Here is a 24,644-nt window from a genome sequence, read left to right as displayed (position 1 = left end):
CGGCATTCTGGCATCGTCCCCCGACACATGTCCCCGGCTTGACGGCTAGCGCGTGACCGTCCTCAGCGCGGAATCCAGGTCACGGTGCGCGAACTCGTACCCGGCTGACAGCAGCACCTCGGGCGCGGCCCACCGGCTCTTGAGCACGAGCTCCGGTTCGGTGCGCAGCACCGCCATCGCCGGCTCCAGCATGAAGCGGTAGGCGGGAAGACCGATCGGCTGCCCGACGAGGCGCCGCAGTGTCGCCATGAGCGTCCGGTTGTCGCTCGCCTCGGGAGCCGCGAGGTTGACCGGACCGTCGATCTCGGACCGGTCGCGCACGAAACGCACCGCGCCGACGACGTCGTCGAGGTGGATCCAGCTGAAGCGCTGCCGCCCGCCCGACCGGTGCCACGAGGCTCCGCCGTTGCCTGTCGGATGCGCACCGATCCCTCGGTACCGACGGTGCGCCCACCACCAGCCGTCGTACTGCGGGCCGCCGAGACCGAGCCGCGCGAGGCGCAGGAGCATGTTCGTCGCCGGGCCGTCGCCGACGACGATGGCCATCCGCAGCGCGACGCGACGCGTCGCCGGCAGATCGCCCGCGAAGAACACGTCCTCCCAGTTCCGCGCGACGTCGGCGGAGAATCCCACCCCGAGCTCGCCTTCGGCCTCGGTCTGCGCCCGGTCCATCGCGTAGCGATAGATCGTGGCGGTGCTGGCGTTGAGCCACAGCGGAGGCGCGGTCGCAGCATCCGTCACCGCCTCGCGCAGCGTCGTGGTCGTCTCGACCCGCGATCGCAGGATCTCGTCACGGTTCGCGTCGGTGTAGCGGCAGTCCACCGACTTCCCCGCGAGGTTCACGAGCACGGCGGCACCATCGATGAGAGCACGGATACCGCGCCCGTCGTCCCACGTCGCGTCCGCGCCTGCCCGGCCGATGGTGCGCGCGTCGTAGCCGTCCTCGGCGAAGGCGCGCAGGAGCGCCTGCCCGACGAAGCCGGACGCCCCCGCCACCACCGCGACGGGTCGGCTCACCGGCCGGTTCCCGACGTGCCGCCGGTGCTCCACAGCGCCCACACGACGAGCAGCGGCTGCAGCAGCATCCGGACGAACCGCGCCCGATCGGTGCGCAGCAGGGGTGCCGGCCGGCGCGTCCGCCATTGATGGACATTGCCCGGGAAGACCGCCACGAAGAACGCCGCGACCGCCCATCCGGTGCGGCGCCGCTCGCCGGGGAGCGCCACGAGAGCACCGCCGAGCATCAGCTCGACGACACCCGACACGACGACGATCGTGTCCTTGTCGGTGCGGAACAGTCGCGTCGCCCAGTCGGGAACGACGATGCGGTAGCCGCGGCGCCCCCAGGTCAGGTGCGACGCGCCTGCGGCCACGAGCAGTGCCGCCAGCGCCCAGCGGGCGATGGTCCGGGTCACGCGACGGCGTCCGCGATCGCGTCGATGAACCGGAGGTGGTCGTCGACGGTTCCCGAGGCCGTGATGACGCGCAGCACGACCTCGTCGACGCTCGCGCGGTACGCGGCGATCCGGTCGCGCAGCTCCTCCGGACGGATCACGGTGTCCGCGGCGGCGACGCCCGACCGCGCGAAGTTCGCGGCATACGCCGGGTACCCGGCGTAGCGGGCGGTCTCGTCCTCGATGGCGCGGAGCGCCGCCGGATCGGCGGCGGCGCGCACGTAGAGCGCGACGTGCGTGGCCGGTGCGATCTCCCGCGCCTGCGCCGCCTGCGTGGCGGCGATCTGCGGGGTCAGCCAGCTGAGGAGGAGCCCGTCGGACTCTGCCGCGGCCGCGCGGCGCATCTTCGGTCCCAGAGCGCCGACCACGACGCGGGCGCGAGTGCGGGCGCGAAGGGCGGTGGCAGCATCCGTGACCCTCGCGACGGCTCCGGTGCGCAGCTGGCCCGAGCCGATGCCGAGCACGAGGCGATCGGCCGGAAGCGCCTCGGCGCTCGCGAGGATGCCGTCGGGCGTGCGACGGTCGATCGGAAGCACTCCCGTGGCGAGCACGAGCCGCTCGGTGGCACCCGCAGCGGCCGCGAGCACGGCGAGTGCGTCGTGTCCGGGGGTGTCGTTGACCCACAAGGCGTGCAGTCCCGCAGCCTCGGCGGCCGCCGCGACGCGCGCACCGACGTCCGCGCCGGCGGCGGCGGCGATACCGATCGACAGCGCCGCCGTCATGCGACGCTCGCGCCGACGAGGCGCGACACTTCGGCGGCAGACCGGTAGAACTCGGTGATGTCGCCGCGGGACGAGGGCAGGAGCACCACATCGTCTACCCCGGCGTCGAAGAAGCGCTGCGCGCCCGCGGCGACGTCTGCCGGCTCGCCCCACAGCGCGCGCTCGGCGGGATCGGGCTTGTCGCCCACGTCGGCGATCGCCCGGGCCTCGGCATCCGCGCCGAAGGCGGTGACGACGTAGGCCACCACGTCGTGGTCACCGGCGCGACCCGACGCAGCACGCGCCTCGCGGATGGCGGCCGTGGCGACGGCGTACTCCCCCGCGGTGTGCCCACTGTCCAGCACGGTCCCGTCGCCCACCTCGCCGCTCAGCCGCAGCGTCTTCGGCCCTTCAGCCGCCGCGTACACGAGGGGCGGCGCGACGGGCGGATAGTCCAGGCGCACGTCGCGGAGCGTGACATAGCGACCGTCGAGGCTGATCTGGTCACCGGCGAGCAGGCCGCGAAGCGCCGGCACGTACTCGCGCATCAGGGTCAGCGGCGAGGCGACGCGCGCCCCGACCTGCCCCATCCAGTCGAGCACGCCGTGGCCGACGCCGGGAAGCAGCCGGCCGGGGAACAGCCGCTCGACCGTGGCGATCTCCATCGCCGTCGCGGCGACGTTCCTCAGCGGCATGGGCGCGATCCCGATGCCGATGCGCAGCGCCTCGGTCCACGCGAGGGCCGCGCCCACCGTGGCGAACGCGGACTGCTTGAAGCAGTCCTCCCAGATCCACAGCTCGGGCAGTCCCGCAGACTCCGACGCCAGCACGGCGTCGCGGAACTCGTCGGGGGTGTGGGTGTACGGATTGAAGATCGCGCCGATGCGGGTCATGAACCCACTCTGGCAGGGCGCGCCGACACACGCGAAGAGCGCCGGCCCTCCGCGGGCTCGGCGCTCTCCCGCTCACCTGTCGCGAAACGCCGGGAGCCGGCAGATCGCGACAGGTGAGCGGGTCGATGCTCGGATCAGGCGGCCACCGCGAAGGGTGAACCGGCGACCACGGAGAGTGCTTCGGCCGAGGCATCCACCGTCACCGTCCCGCCGTCCACGAGCGCGCCCGTGACGAACAGGTCGGCGATGCGGTCGTCCACCTCGCGCTGGATGAGGCGGCGCAGCGGCCGTGCGCCGTACTCGGGCTCGTAGCCGTTGTCGGCGAGCCAGGCCACCGCGGAGTCGGTCACGACCAGCTCCACCTCGCGCTTGGCCAGGCGCGCATCGGATGCCCCGAGCAGCAGTCGCACGATGCTCTGCAGCTGCGGCTTCTCGAGCTTGCGGAACAGCACGATCTCGTCGATGCGGTTGAGGAACTCAGGGCGCATCGCCTCGCGCAGCTTGCCGAAGACCCGGTCGCGCAGATCCTTCTCGGACCCGAAGCCGGTCGTCCCTCCCCCGTCGGCGAGGAAGCCGATCGCACCGCCGCGCGACGCGAGGAACTCCGAGCCGAGGTTCGAGGTCATGACGACCACCGTGTTGCGGAAGTCGACCGTGCGACCCTGGCCGTCGGTGAGGCGCCCGTCATCGAGCACCTGCAGCAGCAGGTTGAACACGTCGGGGTGCGCCTTCTCGATCTCGTCGAACAGCACGATCGAGTACGGGTTGCGCCGCACGCGCTCGGTGAGCTGTCCGGCCTCGTCGTAGCCGACGTATCCGGGAGGGGCGCCGACGAGGCGCGACACGGTGTGCCGCTCGCCGAACTCGCTCATGTCGAAGCGGATGACCGCACCCTCGTCGTCGAACAGCGACGCCGCGAGCGCCTTCGCGAGCTCGGTCTTGCCCACGCCGGTCGGGCCGAGGAAGAGGAACGACCCCACCGGGCGACGGGCGTCGCCCATGCCGGTGCGGTTGCGGCGGACCGCCCTGGCGACGGCGGTCACGGCGTCGTCCTGGCCGATCACGCGGTCGTGCAGCTCGTCCTCGAGGGACGCCAGGCGCTCGCGCTCGGTCTCGGTCAGGCGGTTCACCGGGATGCCGGTGGCCCGGCTGATCACCGCGGCGATCTCCGGCTCGTCCACGATCGCCTCGGTACGCACGGCGGCGCCCGCGGCGGTGGCACGTTCGAGGCGATCCTGCACCTCGGCGATCTGGTCGCGGATCTGCGACGCCTCCTCGTAGTGCTCCGCCGACACCGCGGCGTTCTTGTCGGCCTCGAGGGTCGCGAGGCGCTCGATGAGCCCGCTCACGTCCACCTTCGACCCGAGACGCAGCCGCAGTCGCGCACCCGCCTGGTCGATGAGGTCGATCGCCTTGTCGGGCAGCACCCTCTCGGTCAGGTAGCGGTCGCTGAGCTCGACGGCGGCGCGGAGTGCCTCGTCCGTGTAGACGATGCCGTGGTGCTCCTCGTAGGCCGGCTTGAGTCCGCGCAGGATCAGCACCGCGTCCTCGACCGAGGGCTCGCCGACGCGCACCGGCTGGAACCGGCGCTCCAGAGCGGGGTCCTTCTCGATCACGCGGTACTCCTTGAGAGTCGTCGCGCCCACGAGGTGCAGCTCGCCACGCGCGAGGCGCGGCTTGAGGATGTTGCCCGCGTCCATCCCGCCGTCGCCGGCGCCGCCCGCTCCCACCACCGTGTGCACCTCGTCGATGAAGACGATCAGCTCGCCCTTGTGGGCGGCGATCTCGTCCATCGTCTTGGTGAGGCGCTCCTCGAAGTCGCCGCGGTAGCGGGTGCCCGCGAGCATGGCGGGCAGGTCGAGCGCGATCACGCGCTTGCCGAGCAGCTGCTCGGGCACGGAGCCGTCGACGATCGCCTGAGCGAGTCCCTCGACGATCGCGGTCTTGCCGACGCCGGCCTCGCCGACCAGCACCGGGTTGTTCTTGGTGCGGCGGCTGAGGATCTCGATCGTCTGCTCGATCTCGTCGGCGCGCCCGATCACCGGGTCGAGTTCGCCGGCGATGGCGCGCGCCGTCAGGTCGGTGCCGTACGTGTCGAGCATGGGGGTGTCGGATGCTGCGCCCTCGGGCCGCACCTCCGCCTGGGCGCTCTCGCCCGGCGTCACGGTCTCGCGCGCACCCTGCATGAGCGCCTCGGCCGTCACGCCGGCACGGGCCAGCACCTGGCCGGCGGGCGTGTCCTGCGCGAGCACGAGGGCGAAGAACAGGTGCTCGGGGTCGACGTAGGTCGATCCCGACGAGCGGGCGACCTGGAACGCGTGGAACAGCGCCCGCTGCACGGACGAGGTCACGACGGCCCCGTCGACGTCGGCCGCAGCGGTTGCGGCGGGAAGGCGCTCCTCGGTGGCGCGTGCGATCGCGTCGGCGTCGGCGCCGATGCGCTGCACGGCGTCGCGCGCCGGGGCCTCGGCCACGAGGATGCGCAGGACGTGCAGGGCGTCGAGCTCGTGCTGGCCGCGCTCGAGCGCGTACTTGCCGGCGCGCTGGAGCAGCTCCTGGGTACGGGCGCCGAGGTAGCGGCTCAGGTCGATCGAGCGCTCGGCGCGGGCGCGCTCGCCCGCGAGGTAGCGCGACAGGAACTCGTCGAACGAGCTCGCGTCGTCGCCGGCCTGGGGGGTGAAGTCTTCTGGCATTCCATCTCTCCTGAAACTTGAGTGGAGGAGTATCAAGTTTTGAACTTGACACAGGCATTGTCAAGTTCAACCGCACCCATCCGCAGGTATTCCCCAGCGGCGGATGTTGGACCCCCGGCGTAACGTCTCCTCCACGGGGACCTGTTTCAGTGATGAGAGGGAACACGATGGACTGGAAGATCGAGCTCATCTTCGTGCCGGTGACGGACGTCGATCGCGCGAAGGAGTTCTACGAGAGGATCGGCTGGAACATCGACCACGATCAGACGCCCATGGAAGGCCTCCGCTTCGTGCAGGCGACGCCACCCGGCTCCGCCTGCTCGATCGCCTTCGGCACCGGTCTCGGCAACGCCCTCGAGCCCGGTCAGCAGAACACGGTTCAGATCGTCGTGCCGGACGCCGACGAGGCGCTCGCCCACCTGCGGGCGAACGGCGTCGAGGGGCGCGGTGTCGACGAGCAGGACTGGGGCCGGTTCGTCCAGTTCGACGACCCCGACGGCAACACCTGGACGCTGCAGCAGCTGCCCGCCTGGCGCTGAGGCGCGGCGTCCATCACCCGATCCACGACGCGATGCGGCCGCCCCACTCCCGAGGGAGTGAGGCGGCCGGAGTCGGGCGTGGTCAGTCGCGGCCTCCGGGCGGGCCCAGGATGAGGAGCACGACGAACAGCAGCACGACCGCGAGAGCGATCAGGGCGCCGAGCACCCAGGGGCGCCGCAGGAACCACCGCATGAGCCGGTCGTACCAGGTGGCGTCGCGCGGGTCGTCCGTGGCCTCGAGACGCCAGGCGCCCGCAAGACGACCACTGCGCTGGAGCCACAGCTCCGCCGGGATCGTGGCGTAGGGGATGACGGCGCTCACGAGCGCGAGCACAGTGGGCCCGACGCGCCAGCGGTTGTTGAGGGCGACGAGGATGACGGTCGCGCCGTACGACAGGAAGACGAAGCCGTGGATCCCGCCGCCGATCGTGACGCCGAGCGCCCAGTCGGTGGTGGCGCGGAGGATGAGACCGGTGATCAGAAGCGTCCACGAGATCGCCTCGAGAATCGCGAGCGCACGGAACAGGGTGTGGGGGTTGCGGAACACACCTTCAGCCTAACTGAAAGTGCTTCAGGCTTTCTGAAGGTTGGCCGTACGCGGGGCGGCTCGTTCTACTCGGGAGCGAGCCCGAACGGCTGTTCGTGCAGCCCCTCGAGCGCCGTGGCGAGCGCCGGCGCCCCCGCGGCGAGTCCGGCGTCGAGAGCCGCCAGCCGCTGTTCGGCGGCCTGCAGCACCTCGCTGCCCCGGTCTGTCACGCGCAGATCGGATGCCGCGCCCGCATGCTTCGTCGCATCCGCGACGAGCCCGTCGGCGACAAGGGTCTGCACGGCGGTGTGCGCCGACTGCACGGTGATCTGCGAGCGCCGCGCGAGCTCGCTGAACGAGATGCCCGGCGTCGCCTCGATGTGGGCGAGCAGTCCGTACTTCCGCGTGGTGAGCCCGAGATCGCGCAGCTGCGCGCCGAGGTGCGCGTCCCACACGGCGGCCACGGTCAGCAGCGAGATGACGGGACTGAACGCACGGTCTGGCACCGTTGAATGCTAGTCCCGCTGCCGCGGGACGGCACGCATTCGCCCGCAGTTCCCGGAACCGGGCGCGGCCCGTCCGGCTACCGTGGGACGGTGACCTTCTCGCTCGACGACCTGCGCCGGTGGCCCGACGTGGAGGCTCCCGACCTCGTGGCGACGGATGCTGCGGACCGGCTGCTCCTCGACGAGTCCGCCGCCGCCCGAACCGGCGACGGCGACGGCGACGGCGACGGCGGGATCGTGGTGATCGGCGACGGCTACGGTGCGCTCACGCTCGGCGCAGCCGCGGACGGCGGTCGCGGCATCCGTGTTCATCAGGACCCACTCACGGGCGAGCGCGCCCTCGCCGCCAACGCCGAGCGCTTCGGGCTCGGAGACGCGTTCGTGTCGCTGCCCCTCTCGCCCGAGCTGGTGCGCGACGCGCGCGTCGTGCTGCTGCGGCTGCCGCGCTCACTCGACGCGCTTCGCGACATCGCCGGGCTGATCGCCGCGCACGCGGCACCCGACGTCGTCGTCTTCGCCGGCGGTCGGGTGAAGCACATGACGCTCGCCATGAACGACGTGCTGCGCGAGAGCTTCACCCGCCTCGACGTCACGCATGCCCGCCAGAAGTCGCGCGTGCTCGTCGCGCGCGAACCTCATGGCGGCCGCGACCCGGTGCCGGTTCGCGCGACGCACGACGGGATCATCGTGTGCGCTTTCGGAGGCGCCTTCGCGGGCGCGTCGATCGACATCGGCACGAGGTTCCTGCTGGAGCACCTGCCCCCGCTCCCCGACGGGGCGGCCATCGACCTCGCCTGCGGAACCGGCGTGGTCGCGACGGCGCTGGCGCTGCGGCATCCATCCCTCGACGTCCTCGCGTGCGACCAGTCGGCGGCCGCGGTCGCCTCCGCGCGGGCGACCGCGGAGGCGAACGCCGTCGCCGACCGCGTCGAGGTGGTCCGCGACGACATGCTGGGGGCGCAGCCGGACGCGAGCGCGAGCTTCATCGCGCTGAACCCGCCGTTCCACTCGGGTTCCGCGGTGCACGAAGGGATCGCGCCGCGGATGTTCGCCGAGGCCGCCCGCGTGCTGCGGCCGGGCGGTCAGCTCTGGGCGGTGTGGAACTCGGGACTGCGCTACCGTCCCGCCCTCGAGCGGGCGGTCGGCCCGACCCGGCAGGTCGCGCGCAACAGCAAGTTCACGGTGACGGCGTCCACCCGCCGCTGACGCCTACTCGCCGGCGTCCGGGGTCGGCTCGGGCCCGGTCGTCGGCCCGAACAGCACCCACGCTCCGTCGCTGCACTCGTAGAACTCGACGGCTGCCGTGTCGATGAACACGTCGCCGTCGGCGGTGCAGGTGTCGTCCTCGGGCGCCGCCGTGCCGAGCATCACCTGCGTTCCCGGTGCCCCGGGGGCGCCGCTCGGTCCCTGAGCACCCGAGGCACCCTGCTCGCCCTGCGCACCCTGCTCACCCTGTGCGCCGGCGGGCCCCTGCTCACCCGTGAGGTTCTCGGCGGCCGCCTCGCGGAGATTGCCGACGAGCGTCCACGCGTCGTCCTTGAAGAGGTACACGTCGGCGTTGAGGATGTCGATGTAGACGTCGCCCTCGTAGCCCTTGCCCTCCTCCGGCGCGCCGGAACCGGCGCGAACCGCCGACCCGGCCGGGAGGATCTCGGCGAGCACGTCCTCGTACTCCGGCGACGCCGTCGCCGAAGCCGACGGCTCGGGCGCCGGCGCGGGCGTGGCCGTGTCGACCGAGCGCGCGAGCCAGGATCCGAGGAACGCGGCGAAGAACGACAGCAGCACGAAGCCGAGGCCGAACCACACGAGTGTGCCGCGGGTCACCGGCGGTGCGGCATGCGCGGCGGCGGCCGCAGGCGCAGGGTCGTCGGTCGATTGCACGTCCTGGACCACGGCATCTCCCCTTCCACCGCGCGCGTCTTCGGCGCCGGACTCCCACAGCCTCGGCGTCGTGACTCAACTGTAGGAACGCGGACGCCCCGTGTCACCTGTTCGCCGGGAATTCGTCCCTGCACGCCGGGCTCTTGACAGCCCCCACCGCGAGGGATTGACTCTCGAATCGAGGTCCTTGCATTTCGCGCCGTGGCCGTCGAGGCCACGCCGACGACGCCACATAGTGGGGTCGCCACCCTCCCGTCGGCTCGGGTACCGCCGGCGGGACCCCCAGATCGATGCATCCTCTCTGGAGACAGCCATGCCGTCCCAACTGACCTATCCCGGCGTGTACATCGAGGAGGTGGCCAGCGGGGTTCGGACTATCGTCGGGGTCTCCACCTCGGTCACCGCCTTCGTGGGGCGGGCGCCCCGCGGACCGGTGGACAGACCGATCGTGGTGACCAACTTCGGTGAGTACGAACGCACGTTCGGCGGATTGTGGAAGCTCAGCCGGCTCGGCTTCTCCGTCCGCGACTTCTTCCTCAACGGCGGCGGTACGGCCGTCATCGTCCGGGTCGTGAACGATGCGGCCTCGGACGCCGACGACCCGGCATCTTCCTCGGTTGACCTCGCCCTGGACGCCGGCGCGGATCTCCTCACGCTCCAGGCCGTGGACGTGGGCCTGTGGGGCGACGGCCTGCGCGTGCGCATCGACCACGACACGCGTCCCGAAGACCCCGCGTTCGGAGATGAACCCGACACGCTGTTCAACCTCACCGTGCGCGACAGCGCGACGGGAGTCATCGAGGCGCACCGCAACGTCGTCCTCACGCCGGCCGACCATCCCCGGCTGCTGTCGCGCGTGCTCGACAACGAGTCGGACCTCGTGCGCACCGCAGGGACCGTGCCCGACAGCAGTCGTCCCAAGGTCCACACCGGCACGCCCGCCGCGGGCAAGACGATCTGGGACGACATCACGCCGACGCCGGGCGATCCCTCGCAGGAGGCGAGCCAACGGCTCGCAGGCGGAGACGACGGCGACGATCTCGTCGCCGCCGATGTGAAGGGCTCGCTCGGCGCCAAGTCGGGGATGTATGCGCTCGAGGATGCCGACATCTTCAACCTCCTCGTGATCCCTCCCTATCAGGGGGTCTCGCCCGACGGTCCGGGCGGGGAGGTCGACGCCGATGTGATCACCGAGGCGGCGACGTACGCGGAGTCGCGGCGCGCGTTCTATGTGATCGATGCGCCACCGACCTGGGACTCCGTGGGCGACGCGAAGTCCGGCCTCGCGTCGCTCGGGACGGTGAGCGCCAACGCGGCGGTGTACTTCCCGCGACTGCGGCAGACCAACCCGCTGCGCGACAACCAGCTCGAGACGTTCGGGGCGTCGGGCGCGGTGGCAGGCGTTCTCGCACGGACCGACGCGACCCGTGGCGTGTGGAAGGCGCCGGCAGGTTTGGAGGCCACCCTCAACGGCGTTCCGGAGCTCTCCGTCCCGTTGAGCGACGGCGAGATCGGGCAGCTGAACCCGCTCGGCATCAACAGCCTGCGCGCGTTCGCCGGCGCCGGCCGTGTCGTGTGGGGGGCGCGCACGCTGAAGGGCGCGGACTCACTCGCGAACGAGTGGAAGTACATCCCCGTGCGGCGCACGGCGCTCTTCATCGAGGAGTCGCTCTTCCGCGGGACCCAGTGGGTGGTGTTCGAGCCCAATGACGAGCCGTTGTGGGCGCAGATCCGCCTCAACGTCGGCACGTTCATGAACGACCTCTTCCGGCAGGGCGCCTTCCAGGGCAGCACCCCGCGCGACGCGTACTTCGTCAAGTGCGACAAGGAGACGACGACGCAGTCCGACATCGATCGGGGCATCGTCAACATCCACGTCGGGTTCGCGCCGCTCAAGCCCGCGGAGTTCGTCGTCATCCGACTGCAGCAGATCGCCGGCGCGAGCGCCGTCTGAGCCGAAGGAATCGGGACATGGCACAGTTCAGCGTCAACGCCAGCAGGTTCGACCCGTACAAGAACTTCAAGTTCCGCGTGAAGTGGGACGGCAAGTACGTCGCGGGTGTCAGCAAGGTGAGCGGCCTCAAACGCACCACGGAGGTTGTGGAGCACCGCGAGGGCGGAGACCCGTCCACGTCGCGCAAGTCGCCCGGCCGGGTCAAGTTCGAGGCGATCACCCTCGAGCGCGGTGTCACGCACGACGTCGAGTTCGAGCAGTGGGCGAACAAAGTGTGGAACTTCGGGTCGGGACTCGGGGCGGAGGTGTCGCTCAAGGACTTCCGCAAGGACCTCATCGTCGAGCTCTACAACGAGGCGGGCCAGCTCGTCATCGCGTACAAGGTGTTCCGCGCGTGGGTCTCGGAGTACCAGGCGCTCCCCGACCTCGACGCCAACGCGAACGCCGTCGCCATCCAGACGCTCAAGCTCGAGAACGAGGGCTGGGAGCGGGACTACGCGGTCGTCGAGCCGTCCGAACCTGTCTTCGCCGAACCCTAGGAGCCGACGGTGGCCGCCGCCGCAGCCTCTCCGGTGCGGGCCCAGACGATCCTCGACCTCGCCGACGCGGCGCAGGGCGAGGCGCCGATCGCGCGTGCGCTGCGGGTCGCGGCAGCAGCCGGCGAAGACGCGGTGGGGCTGCGCACTGCGCCGCTCGGGCACTTGCACGCCGCCGCCCTCGGCTTCCACACGGCGCTTGCCGGCCCGCGTCTCGAGGCGGTCGTCACGTGCCCGGCGTGCGCGTCGGCCGTCGAGTTCGCTCTCGACGCCGACTCCCTGCGCGGGGTGGGCGGCGCGGCGGCCTCGGGCGATCTGACCGTGTCGACGGAGGACGGCGCGTGGCGGGTGAGCTGGCGGGTGCCGACGGCGGGCGATCTCGCGGACGTCGCCGGACGAGCGGATGCTGCCACCGCCCTCCTCGCGCGGTGCTGCGATGTCACCGGCCCAGGTGGCGAGGACGCGGCGCTCGCCCCGGTCGAGGTGGTCGAGCGCATCGAGGCCGCGCTCGCCGCCGCCGACCCGCTCGCCGAGGTCACCGTCGGGCTGGAGTGCCCGGAGTGCGGGGCGTTCTTCGACGCCGATGTCGACCCGATCGCCTTCGTGTGGCGTGAGGTCGAGACGCGCGCCCGGAGGGTGCTGCGCGAGGTCGATGTGCTCGCACGTGCCTACGGCTGGACCGAGGCCGAGGTGCTCGGGCTCCCTGAGCAGCGCCGCACCGCGTACCTCGAGATCGTGCGGGAGGGAGCATGAGCGGCTACCTCGCCCGTCTCGCCGCCCGAGCGGGCGGCGCTCCCGCCGCGGCGGGTCCGCGACTGCCTTCCCGCTTCGAACCGATGAGCGGCGAGGGATCGACGGATGCTGCGACTCCCCCGCCGATCACGACGGCTGCGCACGCTCCCACCTGGGCCGAGCTGCCGGGTCCGCCGGCGAAGTCCGAGGCCCCCGTTCGGGTCGAGCCCGCCGGACAGGCGCGCGGCGAGGACGATCGCGCCATCGCCGCGCCATCGGACAGGGCCGGTCGCGGCGAGGCCGCGGGAACCGCACCGGAGGTCGTCACCGCGGAGCCCACGCCCGAGCGCGGAACCCCTGCCGTCGACGCCGAGCCCAGCGACGCCGCTGCCGCGCCGGCTCCCCCTCCCGCCACCCGCCGCGTCGAGGCGGCGCCGCCGCGGCGCGCGGAACCTCCGACCGCCACCACGCCGGCGGTGCGTGCGAGCACGAGGGACGAGGCATCCGCCCCCGTTCCGGAGCCGGATGTCGTGCACGTCACGATCGGGCGGATCGACGTGCGCGCCACCGTCGCGCCGCCCGCCGCCGCTCCCCGCAGCGCCCGCCCGGCGCGGGACCCCGAGCGCACGCTGCACGACTACCTGACGGGGAGGCCACGATGAGCGGCCCGCTCGCGATCGGGGGCGTCAGCGCCGTACTGCGCAACCTGCTCGACAACGGCATCGTGCAGGCGGGGCCAGCCGTGGGCACGGTGAAGGTGACCGCGCTCGCCCCCGACGCGATCAAGCTCAACGAGCCCGACACGGAGCCGAGCCTCAACCTCTTCCTCTACCGCGTGAGTCCCAACGCCGGTTGGCGCAACGCGGGATTGCCCGGCTTCGACGCCGCGGGCACGCGCACGGCGAACCCGCCGCTGGCGCTGGACCTGCACTATCTCCTCACCGCCTACGGCACCGCGGACTTCGAGGCCGAGATCCTGCTCGGGTACGCGATGTCGATCCTGCACGACCAGCCCGTGCTCGATCGCGCGTCGATCAGGACGGCGCTGCAGGCCGGGGTGGTGAGCGGAAGCATCCTCCCGCCCGCCTACCAGGCGCTGGCGGCCGCGGACCTCGCCGATCAGGCGGCGGAGATCACCGTGACCACCGAGCCGATCGACTCCGAGGAGATGTCGCGGCTGTGGTCGGCCATCCAGGCGAACTACCGCCCGAGCGTCGGCTATCTCGTCACAGTGGTGCTGATCGAGGCGACCAAGCCGGTCCGCAGCGGGCTGCCGGTGCTCACGCGCGGGGATCCGGCGGCGAACGGCGGGCGGGAGCCGGGCGTCTTCGTGCACCCTGATCTGCTGCCACCCGTCCCCACGGTGTTCCGTGTGGTCCCGCCGGCGCCCCAGCCGGCTGCGGCCCTCGGCGAGAGCGTGCGCATCGAGGGCGCGCACCTCGACGGGACCGGTGTCGAGGTGCGCTTCGCCCACCCTTCGCTCACCGCTCCGATCGTGGTGCCGATCGGCGCCAACACCCGCCGCGACGTCGTCGACGTTCCCCTCCCGGCGAGCCCCGGCGCGGACGCCGCATGGCCCGCGGGCGTGTGGACGGTGCGGGTCTCGCTGACGCCGCCGACCGAGACGATCCCCCGCGAGACGAACACCGCGGCGATGCTCCTCGCCCCCGTCATCCGGTTCGGCGGGGCGACCGGCGCGGTCCGCGACGGAGGCACCGGCGACGTCACCGCGACGATCGAGGTCTCGCCCGAGGTCCGGCCCGGCCAGCGGGCGACCCTCGCGCTCGGCGGAGATGTGGCACAGGCGGAGCCCCACGGAACGGTGACCGACACCCTGGTCTTCGAGTACGGCGACGTCCCCGGCGGACCGCAGTGGGTGCGCCTCGCCGTCGACGGAGCCGAGAGTCGGCTCATCCTCCTGAGCCCGAAGACCCCGCCCGACCCGCCCGCGTTCGATCCGGTGCAGAGGATCACGGTCCCATGAGCACCACCGCCGCCTTCGACGAGCCGGGCCGGCTGCGCGACGCGCCGCGCGACCGGCTCGTGTCGGAGCTCGCGCGCATCGCGGCGCTGCTGCGCGGCGACGACGCGCCCCGGCCGAAGGGCGACGGCTCGCCGCTCGCGGATCTCGGCCACCGGCTCGGGCTCTCCGCGTTCGAGTGCGACGTTCTCATGCTCACCGCCGCCGTGGAGCTGGACGCGCAGGTGGCGGCGGATGTTGCGGCGGCACAGGGAGGGACCCCGTCGCCGACCTTCGGGCTCGCCCTCTCGGTGCTGCCCGCGGCGCACTGGGATGCGCTCTCGCCGGACCGGCCCCTGCGACGTCGGCGGCTCGTGAGGCTCGGAGCGGGCGACATCCTCGCGCTCCGGCCCCTCCGCATCGACGAGGCCGTGCTGCATCGGCTCACCGGCCTCGGGCCGGGCCACCTCGACGGGCTCATCGCCGACCCGCTCGCGGGCGGCCTCACCGCCGCGCAGACGGCACTGGCCGACGAGCTCGCCGCCGCGGTGCGCGCGGTCGACGGCCGCGTGCTCGTACGGCTCGACGGCGCCGATGCCGACACCCGCGCGGGCGTGGTCGCCCGCGTGGCCGCGGCCCTCGGGGGCGGGGTGCTCTCCGTGCGGGATGCGGCGGCCGCCGAGCGCGACCCCGCCGACACCGCCGCCGTGCTCGACCGCGAGGCCGTCCTCGACGGGCGCCTGATCGCGACCGACGACGCACGGCTGCTCGCGCTGCTGGAAGCCGAGGTCGTCGTCACCGACGGACCTGGCGACATCGCCGGCAGGGTCACGCTCGCACGGACGGTGCCCCTGCCGACCGCGGGCGAGGAGGCGGCGCTGTGGCGCGCAGCCCTGGAGCCGGCAGGTGACGCGGAGGCGATCGTCGTCGCGGAGCGTGAGCTGTCGCAGCACTTCCGCCTGCCCGCGGGGGTCGTCGCGGCGGTCGCGGCCGAGTGGCTCTCCCTCCCCGACCGCGATGTCGCGACCCTGCGCCGTCTCGTGCGCGAACGCTCTCGCACGGGCTTCGGTGCGCTCGCGCAGCGCATCGAGCCGCGCGCGGGGTGGGACGACCTCGTGCTCCCCGAGGGCCAGCGCGAGCTGCTGCGCGAGATCGAGCGGCACGTGCGTCACCGCGCGACCGTGCTCGACGACTGGGGGTTCGCGAGCCGGTCGGACCGGGGGCTCGGCGTCACCGCGCTCTTCGCGGGCGAGAGCGGCACCGGCAAGACGATGGCGGCCGAGGTGCTCGCCGGATCCCTGGGCCTCGACCTCTACCGCATCGATCTCTCCGCGCTGGTGAGCAAGTACATCGGCGAGACCGAGAAGCACCTGTCGACCGTCTTCGACGCTGCCGAGGCGTCCGGTGCCGTGCTGCTCTTCGACGAGGCCGATGCGCTGTTCGGCAAGCGCAGCGATGTCAAGGACAGCCACGATCGCTACGCGAACCTCGAGGTCGCGTACCTGTTGCAGCGCATGGAGTCCTATCGGGGCCTGGCGATCCTCACCACGAACCTGCGGGGCAACGTCGACCGGGCGTTCCTGCGCCGCATCCGGTTCGTCGTGCAGTTCCCCTTCCCCGACGAGGCGTCGCGCGCCGAGATCTGGCGGCGCGTGTTCCCGGCGGCGACGCCGCTTGCGGACGTCGATCCTGCGGCGCTCGCCCGCATCCAGCTCAGCGGCGGCGCAATCCGGCAGATCGCCCTCTCGGCGGCCTTCGCCGCCGCCGACGAGGGCGTCGCTATCGGCCCCGAACACCTGCTGCTCGCTGCCACGCGCGAGGCGGCGAAGTCCGAGCGCGCACTCACCGCCGCCGAGACCGGGCTGCTCCGAGGCGGTGCGAGATGACGCGCATCGACATCGACATCGAGCGCCTCGTGCTGCGGGGTGTTCCGGCCGAGCTCGCCGAGGGCATCGGCCCGCTCGTCGCGGAGCGCCTGAGCGAGCTGGCGACCGCCGACCGGCGTGGCGACGAACAGCCGCGCTGGGCCGCCGCACCGCGCCGCGCGCGGCCGGTGACCGATCGCGAAGGCCTCGCCGCCCAGGTGGCGCGCGACACGTGGGCGACGGCCCGTGGCCGGATCCAGGAGGGGGCGTCGCGATGAGCAGGACTCCGGCTCCCCCGGCGAAGGGCACGGACGCCGCACCTCCGCGGCGCGTGTCGCATCGCCACGACGCGACTGAGCGCCAGGCCGATCGGGCCGCCGACATCGTCGCCCGCGGCGGGAGCGTGACGGGCTGGTCGTTCGCGAACGTGCCGGCCGAGGCATCCGTCCATCGTGACGAGGACCAGCCGAAGAAGCTCGAGGACAAGCCGCGACCACAGGCGGAGGCCTACAAGGAGGGCGCGGGCAAGGCGGTGGAGGCTGCGACCGAGACCGAGCTGCCCAGCGGCAAGAAGGTCCGCGAAGTCATCGAGGACAGCCCCTTGCTGTCCGCCGCCGCGGCGAGCGGCCTCGCGCTCTCGGGGAAGGACGTGCCGCTGCCGCTCGGATCGATTCCGAAGGTCAAGGACATCGTTCCGCCCGGTCTGAGCGTCGGCGTGAGGGCCGAGGGCGTCCCCGGGCTGCTCGCGGGCGATCCGCGCCCCGGCGGCCGCGGCGTGGGCCTCGGCGATGTCGGGCTCGGACTCACGCTCGGCTACACGGAACAGCTGCCCAAAGGAGGCCGGAAGCGACAGAGCGCGGCCGACAAGAAGACGGCGGCGATCGCCGCCGACACCGCACGGCTGAGGAACGACCCGATCATCAAGGGCATGCAGGCTCAGCAGGACAAGGAGCTCAGCGACGCCGCGATCGCATCCGTCGTCGCCCGTCAGAAGTTCGCCCCGGCCGGTCAGGTGCCGGGTCTCCCCTTCCCCCTCGTGCCGCCGCTCGCCACGCCGAGGACCGAACAGCAGAAGAAGCCCGAGGACGCCGTCAAGGCGGAGGACCAGAAGAAGCGCGAAGAGGTGCAGCGCGCCCCGGCGACCACGAGCGAGACGGCGCCCGCGGAGGCCTTCGACACGACGGGAGTGGATGCCGCGACCCGAGGCGGCGGCCGGGCGCTGGATCCGAGCCTCAGGCATTCGATGGAGGCGCGCTTCGGCTACGACTTCTCGTCGGTGCGGCTGCACGACGACCCGCAGGCGGCGAGCGCAGCCGCCGGAGTCGACGCCACGGCGTTCACCGTCGGTGAGCACATCGTGTTCGGCTCGGGCCGCTTCGACCCCTCGAGCCCGGCGGGTCGGCACCTCATCGCCCACGAGCTCGCCCACGTCGTGCAGCAGCGTGGGGGCGCCGCGCCGCGCTCCACCGGGGCACCGGCCCGCGTGCAGCGACGGAGCTTCTGGGAGAAGCTCGCGGTCTTCTTCGGCGCGGAGGGCTCGTGGAGCGACGCCGAGCTCCTCGCATACGTGAAGGCGATCACGAAGGCCGGATCGCACGACGGCTCGTACGACGCCGACAACAAGGCCCGCGCGGTCGTGCGCAAATGGAAGGCCGGGAGCCCCGGGTGGGAGCTCACGGGGAAGCAGATGGGGCTGCTCATCGACGAGATGATCGACGGACCCACACTCGACGACGACGAGGACGCGATCCTCGACCTCGTGGAGCTCGCCACCCCCGACGAGCTGCTCGTGGTTTTCCGCGAACCGGCGAAGCGCTACGCGTCTCTGAACGACAACCTCCACGGCGCGCAGCAGGACCGGCTCGACGACGTCGTCGCCCGGCGCTTCGCCGGAGGAGGCACGGCCCTCTCCCGCGGGACCGTCGAAGTGGTCGGCCCCGAGCTGCCCGCGGGGTCTCCGTCGTTCGCGTTCGACGGCGCCCGGTTCGACGCCCGGTTCGAGGAGGACTACTACGGCGACGACCCCGCCGCCGTCGTCGCCCGGCTCTCCCCCGCCGACCGCACGAAGGCGCGGGACCATGTGCTGCACACGACGCGCCCACGGTGGCAGGGCGAGCTCGAGGCCGTCACGCGCGAGCGCGTCGCGGCGACGGACGCCGCCGAGCGCCGCCGGCTCGCGAAGAAGGAGCGGAAGCTCCGTCACAGAGTCCGCTCACTCGACCTGTTCATCGCCGACACGCTTCATCGCGACCTGCCCGCCTCGGCCGACGACGCCCTCGCCGCGACCTCGCCGGTCACCGGCGACGCGGCGAAGGCAGCGCGCGAAGCGCTCACCCCGCCTCGCCCGGTGAAGCCGAAGCCGACGCCGCCCACCACACCACCCGACCCGGCGACCCCGCCGACGGCCGCGCCGACGACGGCGTCGGCGAAGCCGAAGAAGTCGGCCGCCGAGCGCCGCAAGGAAGCAGCGGCGAAGCGGAAGGAGGAGGCCGCTCGCAGGAAGGCGGAAGCCGAGGCGAAGGCGAAGGAGGAGGCCGAGCGCAACGCGATGTTCGCCCCGGGCGGCAAGTACCGCACGCTGGTCGCAGCGGCGCTGGCAGTGAAGGTCGAGAAGGCCTACGAGAGCGCCCGCGCCGCAGGCACCGCATCGAAGCCCTCCGAGATCGAACGAATGGCGAAACCGGCGAAGGACGCGACCGACGGCGTCTTCGGCACCTTCTACAACCCCGGCGCGCGGCCGGAACTGACGTTCGGCGGCGACGGCAGACCGCAGACGCTGTTCTCCTGGCACCACCGCCAGACCACCGCCGTCAAGTCCGCCGATCCTGCCGACCGCGTCTCGTGGGCCCTGCAGCAGATCCGCTACTACTTCCGGTCGGACGCCGCGTTCGACGCCATCAACGCCGAGTGCGACGCGCGGCCCGAGACGATCGGCGACAAGCGCAACGACGAGGCGCAGGCACTGGAGGACGTCGCCCAGGCCGCGGTGGTCGACGGGGTGAGCGAGAAATGGGAGGACGATCCCCAGACCACCGCCGACAAGCTCATCTACATCGACCGCAACTGGGGCGGAGCACAGGTCGGCGGGCAGATCTACGTCGACATGTTCCAGACCGGCGACGTCGACGAGGACCGCGCGGCGCGGTGGGACATGTTCCAGACCCTCATCCACGAGTACGGCCACACCCTCGCGCACGCGGACTACCGGCGGTACGCCGTGAGGCTGAAGGAGAAGTCGGAGCGGGAGTGGAACACCCTCATGGAGGGCGTCGACAGCCTGCTGACGGATGTCGTCTGGTCGAAGAGCGGCCGTCGGCTCCTGGCGCATCGGCCGACGCGCGAGCTGGTCGAGGGCAAGTCCTGGGCGGCGCTGCCGCCGATCACCGTGACCCCACCGGGCGCGTACACCTCGATCACCGAGGCACAGCGCCTCGTCGACGTCGTGGGCGCCGACAACGTGTGGACGGCCTACTTCCTGGGCAAAGTCGACCGCATCGGCGGCACGGCGGGCGGGAGGCGGCCATGACGGGGGCGCTGTCACGGCTCCTCGACGCCGCCGACGTGTCGGGGTGGACCGGTCTGCCTGTCGACGCCGCGGAGACGCTCGGCATCGAGGCCGGCGCCGCGCCGGCGTTCGACGGTCTGCTGGGCGATCCCCCCGCGACGACCTCGTGGGTCCCCCTCTCGACCCGGCGATTCACCGACGGCCTGCGCGCGTGGGTCCGGGACGGTCGCGTCGTCCTGATCGAGGGCGTCATGCCCGTAGACGACGAGGGAGGCTTCCTCGCCATCCCCGAGCTCGGCGAACCCGACGCCGAGCTCGACCACGCCTTCGGGCCTCTGACCATCACCGGCGGCGAGCGCGTCTACGCCGCGCGCGGCCTCGCGGTCTGCGTCAATCCGAAGACCGGAGTGCTGCTGGCGGTGCGCGGATACGCGCCGACGACGCCCGAGGCCTACCGCCGGCAGCTGCGCCCCGTCCCGGTGCCCGAACTGCGTCTCGCGGAAGGGGGTGCGCCATGAGCCTCGCCCACGTCCCCTCCGCCGCTCCCGCGGTCGATCGCCCGAGCGGCGTGCACGCGGTCGGGCATGCGGACGCGCCCGCCGAGCGCATGGCGGAGCAGTTCTCCGAGGCATCCGTCGCCCCTGCCCTGCCCCTGACCGGCTGGTCGTTCGCGGCGGTGCCCACGCGCGGGTCGTCGGCATCGGCAGAGCTCGACGTGCGGCTCGACGGCGACGGGCGCGCCCTCGACGCCGCCGAGCGGCTGGCTGCGCCACCGGACCTCGATGCGCGGGACGTCCGGGTGCACACGGATGCCGCGGCCGCCGACACCGCCGCACGCGCGGGTGCGGAGGCGCTCACGGTCGGCCGTCGCATCGCGTTCGCGCCCGGGCGTGAACAGCGTGGCACCGAGGAGGGCCGGCGGAGGCTCTCGCACGAGCTCGCGCACGCCGCGCAGCACCGGGTCGGCGATCCTCCGATCGTGCGCCGCCAGCCGAAGGCTCCCGTCACGCCTGCGACGACACTGAATGGTCTTCCCGAGTCGGATCGCAAACGCATCAAGGTCGTGACGGCGTTCGTGACCGTTCCGGGGCTGGCCGACAAGTTCGGCAAGAGCGTCGCGAAGACGACGGTGCCGATGCCGCCGAACACCGACCTCAGCGTCGACCCGTCCGCAGCGAGCGTCGACCAACCAGGTCTGCGCAACGTCGCGGCGACGCTCACGACGACGCACGGCGGCCTCGCCGACGTCGTGCTCGGCGAGAACGCCACGATCACCCTCGCCCTCGATCTCTCTCCGTACGGCGGCGTCGACGGCCTGTACCGGTTCACACGGCACGTGCCGCAGGGCGCCGGCGCGGCCGCGCGCGTCATCGTCGAACAGCTCGGCAAGGACACACCGCCTACCGGAACTCAGGCCCCGGCTGCCACAGCCCCCGACCAGCCACCGCCGCCCGACCCCGTCGCACAGACCATGACCGCCGCGAAGCTGCGCCATTCCTTCAGCGGCGCCCCGCTCGCGGCGCTGCGCGGGGCCGTCGCGCAGATCCCCGCCGCACACCTCGCGAAGGTGTCGGGGCTCGCGTTCGTGGTCGGGACCGTGAATGCGTCGAATCCGAACGAACGTGGGAAGTACGACCGCCTCAGCCACACGATCACGATGGACGCGAGCGCCTTCGGCTCCAACCAGGGCCGCTTCACCGAGGGCGCCGCCGCGAGCACCGATGCGGTCCGCGCCATCGTGCACGAAATCGGCCACGCGCTCGACGTGGTCACGATCCGTGGTGCCGAGCTCGGCCAGGCGAAGGCCGAAGAGGGGATCAAGGATCTGATCCGGCGCTATCCCGATGGCAAGGGCGGCTACACCTACTCGGGGCTCCAGGGCGACGAGCTCGCCGACGTGCGGGCCAAGGAGAAGGCAGCCGCCGACGCCGAGCCCGGTCTGCTCAAGGCGCGGAGCATGACCGGCGGCTCGGTCGTCAAGTCCAAGGGGAACTTCACGGATGCCCCCGCCACGAAGCTCCAGCAGTCTGCGTTCGGGCAGGCCGTCGCGAAGGACGGCTCCGCCGTCACCGGCTACGGCGGAAGCGCTCCGGGTGAGGCGTTCGCCGAGGCCTACTCGCTGTACATCACGAGTCCGTCCGTGCTGAAGTCGCTCCGCCCCGCGACCTCCGACTTCCTCGAGAAGAACCTGCCGAAGTGAGGACGCGACCCATGACATCACCCCGGCTCATCAAAGGCGGCCTCGTCCAGGTCGACGTCAAGAGCGGGCGGACGCTCCGTACCATCGCTCTGCAGTACAACCCCGACTCGCTCAGCCGCACGATGCAGGTGCAGGCGGCGGGTGAGTCCGGGGGCGACAAGTCCCAGGCGCTGCGCATCAAGGGCGCTGCCGCCGAGACGATCAAGGTCGAGGCCGAGATCGACGCGACCGATCGGCTCGAACACCCGGATCAGAACCGGACGGCGGCCGAGGTCGGCATCCATCCCGAGCTGGCCGCGCTCGAGCTGCTCGTCCAGCCCACGAGCGACGCGCTGCAGGGCAACGACTCGATCGCCCGCGGCGGCGCGCTCGAGGTGCTCGCCATCGAGACGCCCCTGCTGCTCTTCGTGTGGGGACCGAACCGCGTGGTGCCGGTGCGCATCACCGACCTCTCCATCACCGAGGACGCATTCGACGCCCAGCTCAACCCGATCCGGGCGACGGTGTCGTTGGGGATGAGGGTGCTCACCGTCGACGACCTCGGGTTCGAGCACCGCGGCGGCCAGCTCTTCATGGCGCATCTGCGCTCGCGCGAGGCGCTCGCCAAGAAGGCCGGTTCGGCGCCACTGTCCACGCTGGGCGTGAGGGAGCTCTGACATGGTCGATCCGCTCCAGCAGCTGCTCTCCGCCGGCGTCGTGCCGCAGAACGCGCTGCCGCCGACGAGCCGCTACGCCGAGGTCGGCATCGCCCATCACGTGCCGCCGGCGGAGCCCGGCGTCGACCCCGTGCCCGTCGCGTTCCTCCGGCGGCGGCTGGTACCGAAGCCCGAGCGCTTCAGCACCCTGTACGAAGTGCGGTGCGTCGAGGGCGACCGGCGCGACCTCCTCGCGGCACGGCACTACGGCGACCCCGAGCTGTGGTGGCGCCTCGCGGACGCCAACGGCGTCATCGACCCCGCCGGCATGGCCGGCCCTCCCGGGCACGTCGTGCGCATCACCCTGCCTGTCGACATGAGGGGGGCTGCGGATGGCTGACCTGCCCCCGCAGCCCGTTCGGCTGCACCTGTACGCGGGACCCGCGATCGCCGTGCCGGCGCCGCAGGCGCTCGTCGAGGCGCTCCGCGAAGTGACGATCGAGAACGGCTCGGGCGATACCCAGAGCGGGTTCGAGCTCGTCTTCGACGTGCCCAAGAAGTCGCCCCTCTCGACGCTGTTCCTCCTCACGGGCGGCGTCTCGATCCCGCTCTTCCGCATCGTCCTCGCCGTGACGATCGGCGGGACGACGGAGGTCCTCGCCGACGGCGTGATGACCGACCACGAGTTCAAGACCGACGGGACGACCGCGACCCTTCACGTCAAGGGCAAGGACCTCACCGCCGTCATGGACATCTTCGAGCTCGACGGCATCCCCTACCCCGCGATGCCGGTCGCGGTGCGCGCGCTCGCCGTCCTTGCCAAGTATGCGGCGCTCGGCGTCGCCCCCCTGGTCATCCCGGCGCTCGTCGAGGACCCGCCGATCCCCACCGAGAAGATCCCCCGCCACCAGGGCAGCGACTACGCGTACCTCAAGAACCTCGCGCACGAGGCGGGGTACGTCTTCTACATCGACCCCGGTCCGGTCCCGGGCATGAGCAAGGCGTACTGGGGCCCGGAGGTGCGTCTCGGCATCCCGCAGCGCGCGCTCGACGGCGGGCTCGACGGCCCGCACGACAACGTCAGCGCGCTGAACTTCACGCTCAACAAGGAGGCGAAGGAGCTGCCCGTCGTCACGGTGCACGAGCCGTGGAGCAAGGCGCCGATCCCGATCCCCATCCCCGACATCAATCCGCTGCGACCCATGCTGGGGCTCGTGCCGCCGCTGCCGCCGAAGCTCACGTTCCTCCCCGGCACGGCGAAGCTCAGCGCGCCGGCCGCGATCATGAAGGGCATCGCGTACGCGGGGCAGCACGACGACATGGTCACCGGCACCGGTCAGCTCGATGTCGCCCGCTACGGCCGCGTGCTCCGATCGCGCGGGCTCGTCGGGGTGCGCGGGGCCGGCGACGCGTTCAACGGGCTGTACTACGTGAGCAGCGTCACCCACAAGATCGCGCGCGGCAGCTACACGCAGTCGTTCACCCTCGCCCGCAACGCCCTTCTGTCCACCGTCCCGGAGGTGCCCGTATGAGCGACACAGAGACCGCCGTCGCCACCAAGAAGCTCTTCGGCAAATACCGGGGAACCTGCGTCAACAACATCGATCCGATGCAGATGGGGCGCATCCAGGTGCTCGTCCCGTCGATCGGCATCCCGCCGAGCTCGTGGGCCATGCCGTGCCTGCCGGTCACCGGCACCCAGACCGGCGTCTTCACCGTCCCGGCCATCGGGGCGGGCGTGTGGGTGGAGTTCGAGGGCGGTGATCCCGACTATCCGGTGTGGGTCGGCGGGTTCTACTCCCCCGCCGATGTGCCGGCAGCCGCCCGCATCGTGCCGCCCGGGGTGTCGGGTCTCACCTTCCAGACGCTGCTGAGCAACTCGATCACCATCAGCGACACACCGGGGCCCACCGGCGGCATCCTCATCAAGACCACGACCGGCGCGATGATCTCGGTCAGCGACGTCGGCATCACGATCAGCAACGGCAAGGGCGCCGTGATCTCGATGGTCGGTCCGACCGTCAGCATCAACGCGGGCGCCCTCACGGTGACGTAGGAGGAAGG

Annotated in this window: 24 protein-coding genes; 16 read left to right on the top strand and 8 right to left on the bottom strand. The window is 72.1% G+C overall.

The window, feature by feature from the left end; translation table 11 throughout:
• Window positions 1-45: 45 nt before the first annotated feature.
• The 5 genes from ACFVSU_RS17230 to ACFVSU_RS17210 form a co-directional block, all read right to left on the bottom strand.
• On the bottom strand, window positions 46-1,017 hold the full coding sequence (locus tag ACFVSU_RS17230) for an epimerase (RefSeq protein ID WP_387145674.1): 972 nt from the start codon (window positions 1,015-1,017) through the stop codon (window positions 46-48).
• Complete coding sequence (locus tag ACFVSU_RS17225; protein WP_387145671.1) at window positions 1,014-1,415, bottom strand: hypothetical protein; 402 nt, start codon at window positions 1,413-1,415, stop codon at window positions 1,014-1,016. Before ACFVSU_RS17225 ends, ACFVSU_RS17230 begins: the two co-directional genes overlap by 4 nt.
• Complete coding sequence (locus tag ACFVSU_RS17220) at window positions 1,412-2,176, bottom strand: LLM class flavin-dependent oxidoreductase (RefSeq protein WP_387145668.1); 765 nt, start codon at window positions 2,174-2,176, stop codon at window positions 1,412-1,414. The genes ACFVSU_RS17225 and ACFVSU_RS17220 overlap by 4 nt, the downstream gene beginning before the upstream one ends.
• Window positions 2,173-3,048, bottom strand: coding sequence for an LLM class flavin-dependent oxidoreductase (locus ACFVSU_RS17215; RefSeq protein ID WP_387145665.1), 876 nt, complete (start codon window positions 3,046-3,048; stop codon window positions 2,173-2,175). The genes ACFVSU_RS17220 and ACFVSU_RS17215 overlap by 4 nt, the downstream gene beginning before the upstream one ends.
• 134 nt (window positions 3,049-3,182) lie before the next feature.
• On the bottom strand, window positions 3,183-5,741 hold the full coding sequence (locus ACFVSU_RS17210; protein ID WP_387145662.1) for an ATP-dependent Clp protease ATP-binding subunit: 2,559 nt from the start codon (window positions 5,739-5,741) through the stop codon (window positions 3,183-3,185).
• Between the two features lie 167 nt (window positions 5,742-5,908).
• Between ACFVSU_RS17210 and ACFVSU_RS17205 the strand changes: the two genes are divergently transcribed.
• Window positions 5,909-6,280 (top strand): VOC family protein, encoded by a 372-nt coding sequence (locus tag ACFVSU_RS17205; protein ID WP_387145659.1) that lies wholly within the window; start codon window positions 5,909-5,911, stop codon window positions 6,278-6,280.
• An 82-nt stretch (window positions 6,281-6,362) separates the two neighbouring features.
• On the opposite strand, the gene ACFVSU_RS17200 is transcribed toward ACFVSU_RS17205, so the two are convergent.
• Window positions 6,363-6,827 (bottom strand): DUF3817 domain-containing protein, encoded by a 465-nt coding sequence (locus tag ACFVSU_RS17200; RefSeq protein WP_387145655.1) that lies wholly within the window; start codon window positions 6,825-6,827, stop codon window positions 6,363-6,365.
• Window positions 6,828-6,892: 65 nt separating this feature from the next.
• The gene (locus ACFVSU_RS17195; RefSeq protein ID WP_082497048.1) at window positions 6,893-7,312 is read right to left on the bottom strand and encodes a MarR family winged helix-turn-helix transcriptional regulator; all 420 of its coding nucleotides are present in this window, start codon (window positions 7,310-7,312) and stop codon (window positions 6,893-6,895) included.
• A gap of 90 nt (window positions 7,313-7,402) precedes the next feature.
• On the opposite strand from ACFVSU_RS17195, the gene ACFVSU_RS17190 reads away from it, so the two are divergent.
• A complete protein-coding gene (locus tag ACFVSU_RS17190; protein ID WP_387145652.1) occupies window positions 7,403-8,518 on the top strand; it encodes a class I SAM-dependent methyltransferase in 1,116 nt (371 codons plus the stop codon).
• Between the two features lie 3 nt (window positions 8,519-8,521).
• Here the strand turns inward: ACFVSU_RS17190 and ACFVSU_RS17185 are convergent, their stop codons facing one another.
• Window positions 8,522-9,205 carry a hypothetical protein gene (locus tag ACFVSU_RS17185; RefSeq protein ID WP_387145649.1) on the bottom strand — a complete coding sequence of 228 codons (684 nt, stop codon included), beginning with the start codon at window positions 9,203-9,205 and terminating at the stop codon, window positions 8,522-8,524.
• Between the two features lie 436 nt (window positions 9,206-9,641).
• On the opposite strand from ACFVSU_RS17185, the gene ACFVSU_RS17180 reads away from it, so the two are divergent.
• From ACFVSU_RS17180 to ACFVSU_RS17115, 14 genes are read left to right on the top strand one after another with little or no spacing between them, the layout of a single operon-like run.
• On the top strand, window positions 9,642-11,147 hold the full coding sequence (locus tag ACFVSU_RS17180; protein WP_387145646.1) for a phage tail sheath family protein: 1,506 nt from the start codon (window positions 9,642-9,644) through the stop codon (window positions 11,145-11,147).
• A gap of 17 nt (window positions 11,148-11,164) precedes the next feature.
• Window positions 11,165-11,686, top strand: coding sequence for a phage tail protein (locus ACFVSU_RS17175; protein WP_056369810.1), 522 nt, complete (start codon window positions 11,165-11,167; stop codon window positions 11,684-11,686).
• 9 nt (window positions 11,687-11,695) lie between these two features.
• On the top strand, window positions 11,696-12,436 hold the full coding sequence (locus ACFVSU_RS17170) for a hypothetical protein (protein WP_387145642.1): 741 nt from the start codon (window positions 11,696-11,698) through the stop codon (window positions 12,434-12,436).
• Window positions 12,433-13,077 carry a hypothetical protein gene (locus ACFVSU_RS17165; RefSeq protein ID WP_387145639.1) on the top strand — a complete coding sequence of 215 codons (645 nt, stop codon included), beginning with the start codon at window positions 12,433-12,435 and terminating at the stop codon, window positions 13,075-13,077. The genes ACFVSU_RS17170 and ACFVSU_RS17165 overlap by 4 nt, the downstream gene beginning before the upstream one ends.
• Window positions 13,074-14,399: a DUF4255 domain-containing protein gene (locus ACFVSU_RS17160; protein ID WP_387145636.1), complete on the top strand. Its 1,326-nt coding sequence runs from the start codon at window positions 13,074-13,076 to the stop codon at window positions 14,397-14,399. The genes ACFVSU_RS17165 and ACFVSU_RS17160 overlap by 4 nt, the downstream gene beginning before the upstream one ends.
• Window positions 14,396-16,261 carry an ATP-binding protein gene (locus ACFVSU_RS17155; protein ID WP_387145633.1) on the top strand — a complete coding sequence of 622 codons (1,866 nt, stop codon included), beginning with the start codon at window positions 14,396-14,398 and terminating at the stop codon, window positions 16,259-16,261. Before ACFVSU_RS17160 ends, ACFVSU_RS17155 begins: the two co-directional genes overlap by 4 nt.
• On the top strand, window positions 16,258-16,518 hold the full coding sequence (locus ACFVSU_RS17150) for a hypothetical protein (RefSeq protein WP_387145630.1): 261 nt from the start codon (window positions 16,258-16,260) through the stop codon (window positions 16,516-16,518). Before ACFVSU_RS17155 ends, ACFVSU_RS17150 begins: the two co-directional genes overlap by 4 nt.
• Window positions 16,515-19,766 carry a DUF4157 domain-containing protein gene (locus ACFVSU_RS17145; RefSeq protein WP_387145627.1) on the top strand — a complete coding sequence of 1,084 codons (3,252 nt, stop codon included), beginning with the start codon at window positions 16,515-16,517 and terminating at the stop codon, window positions 19,764-19,766. Before ACFVSU_RS17150 ends, ACFVSU_RS17145 begins: the two co-directional genes overlap by 4 nt.
• Window positions 19,763-20,263: a hypothetical protein gene (locus ACFVSU_RS17140; protein WP_387145624.1), complete on the top strand. Its 501-nt coding sequence runs from the start codon at window positions 19,763-19,765 to the stop codon at window positions 20,261-20,263. Before ACFVSU_RS17145 ends, ACFVSU_RS17140 begins: the two co-directional genes overlap by 4 nt.
• A complete protein-coding gene (locus ACFVSU_RS17135) occupies window positions 20,260-21,945 on the top strand; it encodes a DUF4157 domain-containing protein (RefSeq protein WP_387145621.1) in 1,686 nt (561 codons plus the stop codon). Before ACFVSU_RS17140 ends, ACFVSU_RS17135 begins: the two co-directional genes overlap by 4 nt.
• An 11-nt stretch (window positions 21,946-21,956) precedes the next feature.
• Window positions 21,957-22,601: a hypothetical protein gene (locus ACFVSU_RS17130; protein WP_387145618.1), complete on the top strand. Its 645-nt coding sequence runs from the start codon at window positions 21,957-21,959 to the stop codon at window positions 22,599-22,601.
• A gap of 1 nt (window position 22,602) precedes the next feature.
• Complete coding sequence (locus tag ACFVSU_RS17125; protein ID WP_387145615.1) at window positions 22,603-22,980, top strand: hypothetical protein; 378 nt, start codon at window positions 22,603-22,605, stop codon at window positions 22,978-22,980.
• The gene (locus tag ACFVSU_RS17120) at window positions 22,973-24,112 is read left to right on the top strand and encodes a hypothetical protein (RefSeq protein ID WP_387145612.1); all 1,140 of its coding nucleotides are present in this window, start codon (window positions 22,973-22,975) and stop codon (window positions 24,110-24,112) included. Before ACFVSU_RS17125 ends, ACFVSU_RS17120 begins: the two co-directional genes overlap by 8 nt.
• A complete protein-coding gene (locus ACFVSU_RS17115) occupies window positions 24,109-24,636 on the top strand; it encodes a phage baseplate assembly protein V (protein ID WP_045299955.1) in 528 nt (175 codons plus the stop codon). The genes ACFVSU_RS17120 and ACFVSU_RS17115 overlap by 4 nt, the downstream gene beginning before the upstream one ends.
• Window positions 24,637-24,644: the final 8 nt, after the last annotated feature.

The sequence above is a fragment of the Microbacterium sp. NPDC058062 genome, from assembly GCF_042885375.1.
Classification (GTDB): Bacteria; Actinomycetota; Actinomycetes; order Actinomycetales; family Microbacteriaceae; genus Microbacterium; species Microbacterium trichothecenolyticum_C.
This window is presented reverse-complemented; position numbering and strand designations above follow the sequence as displayed.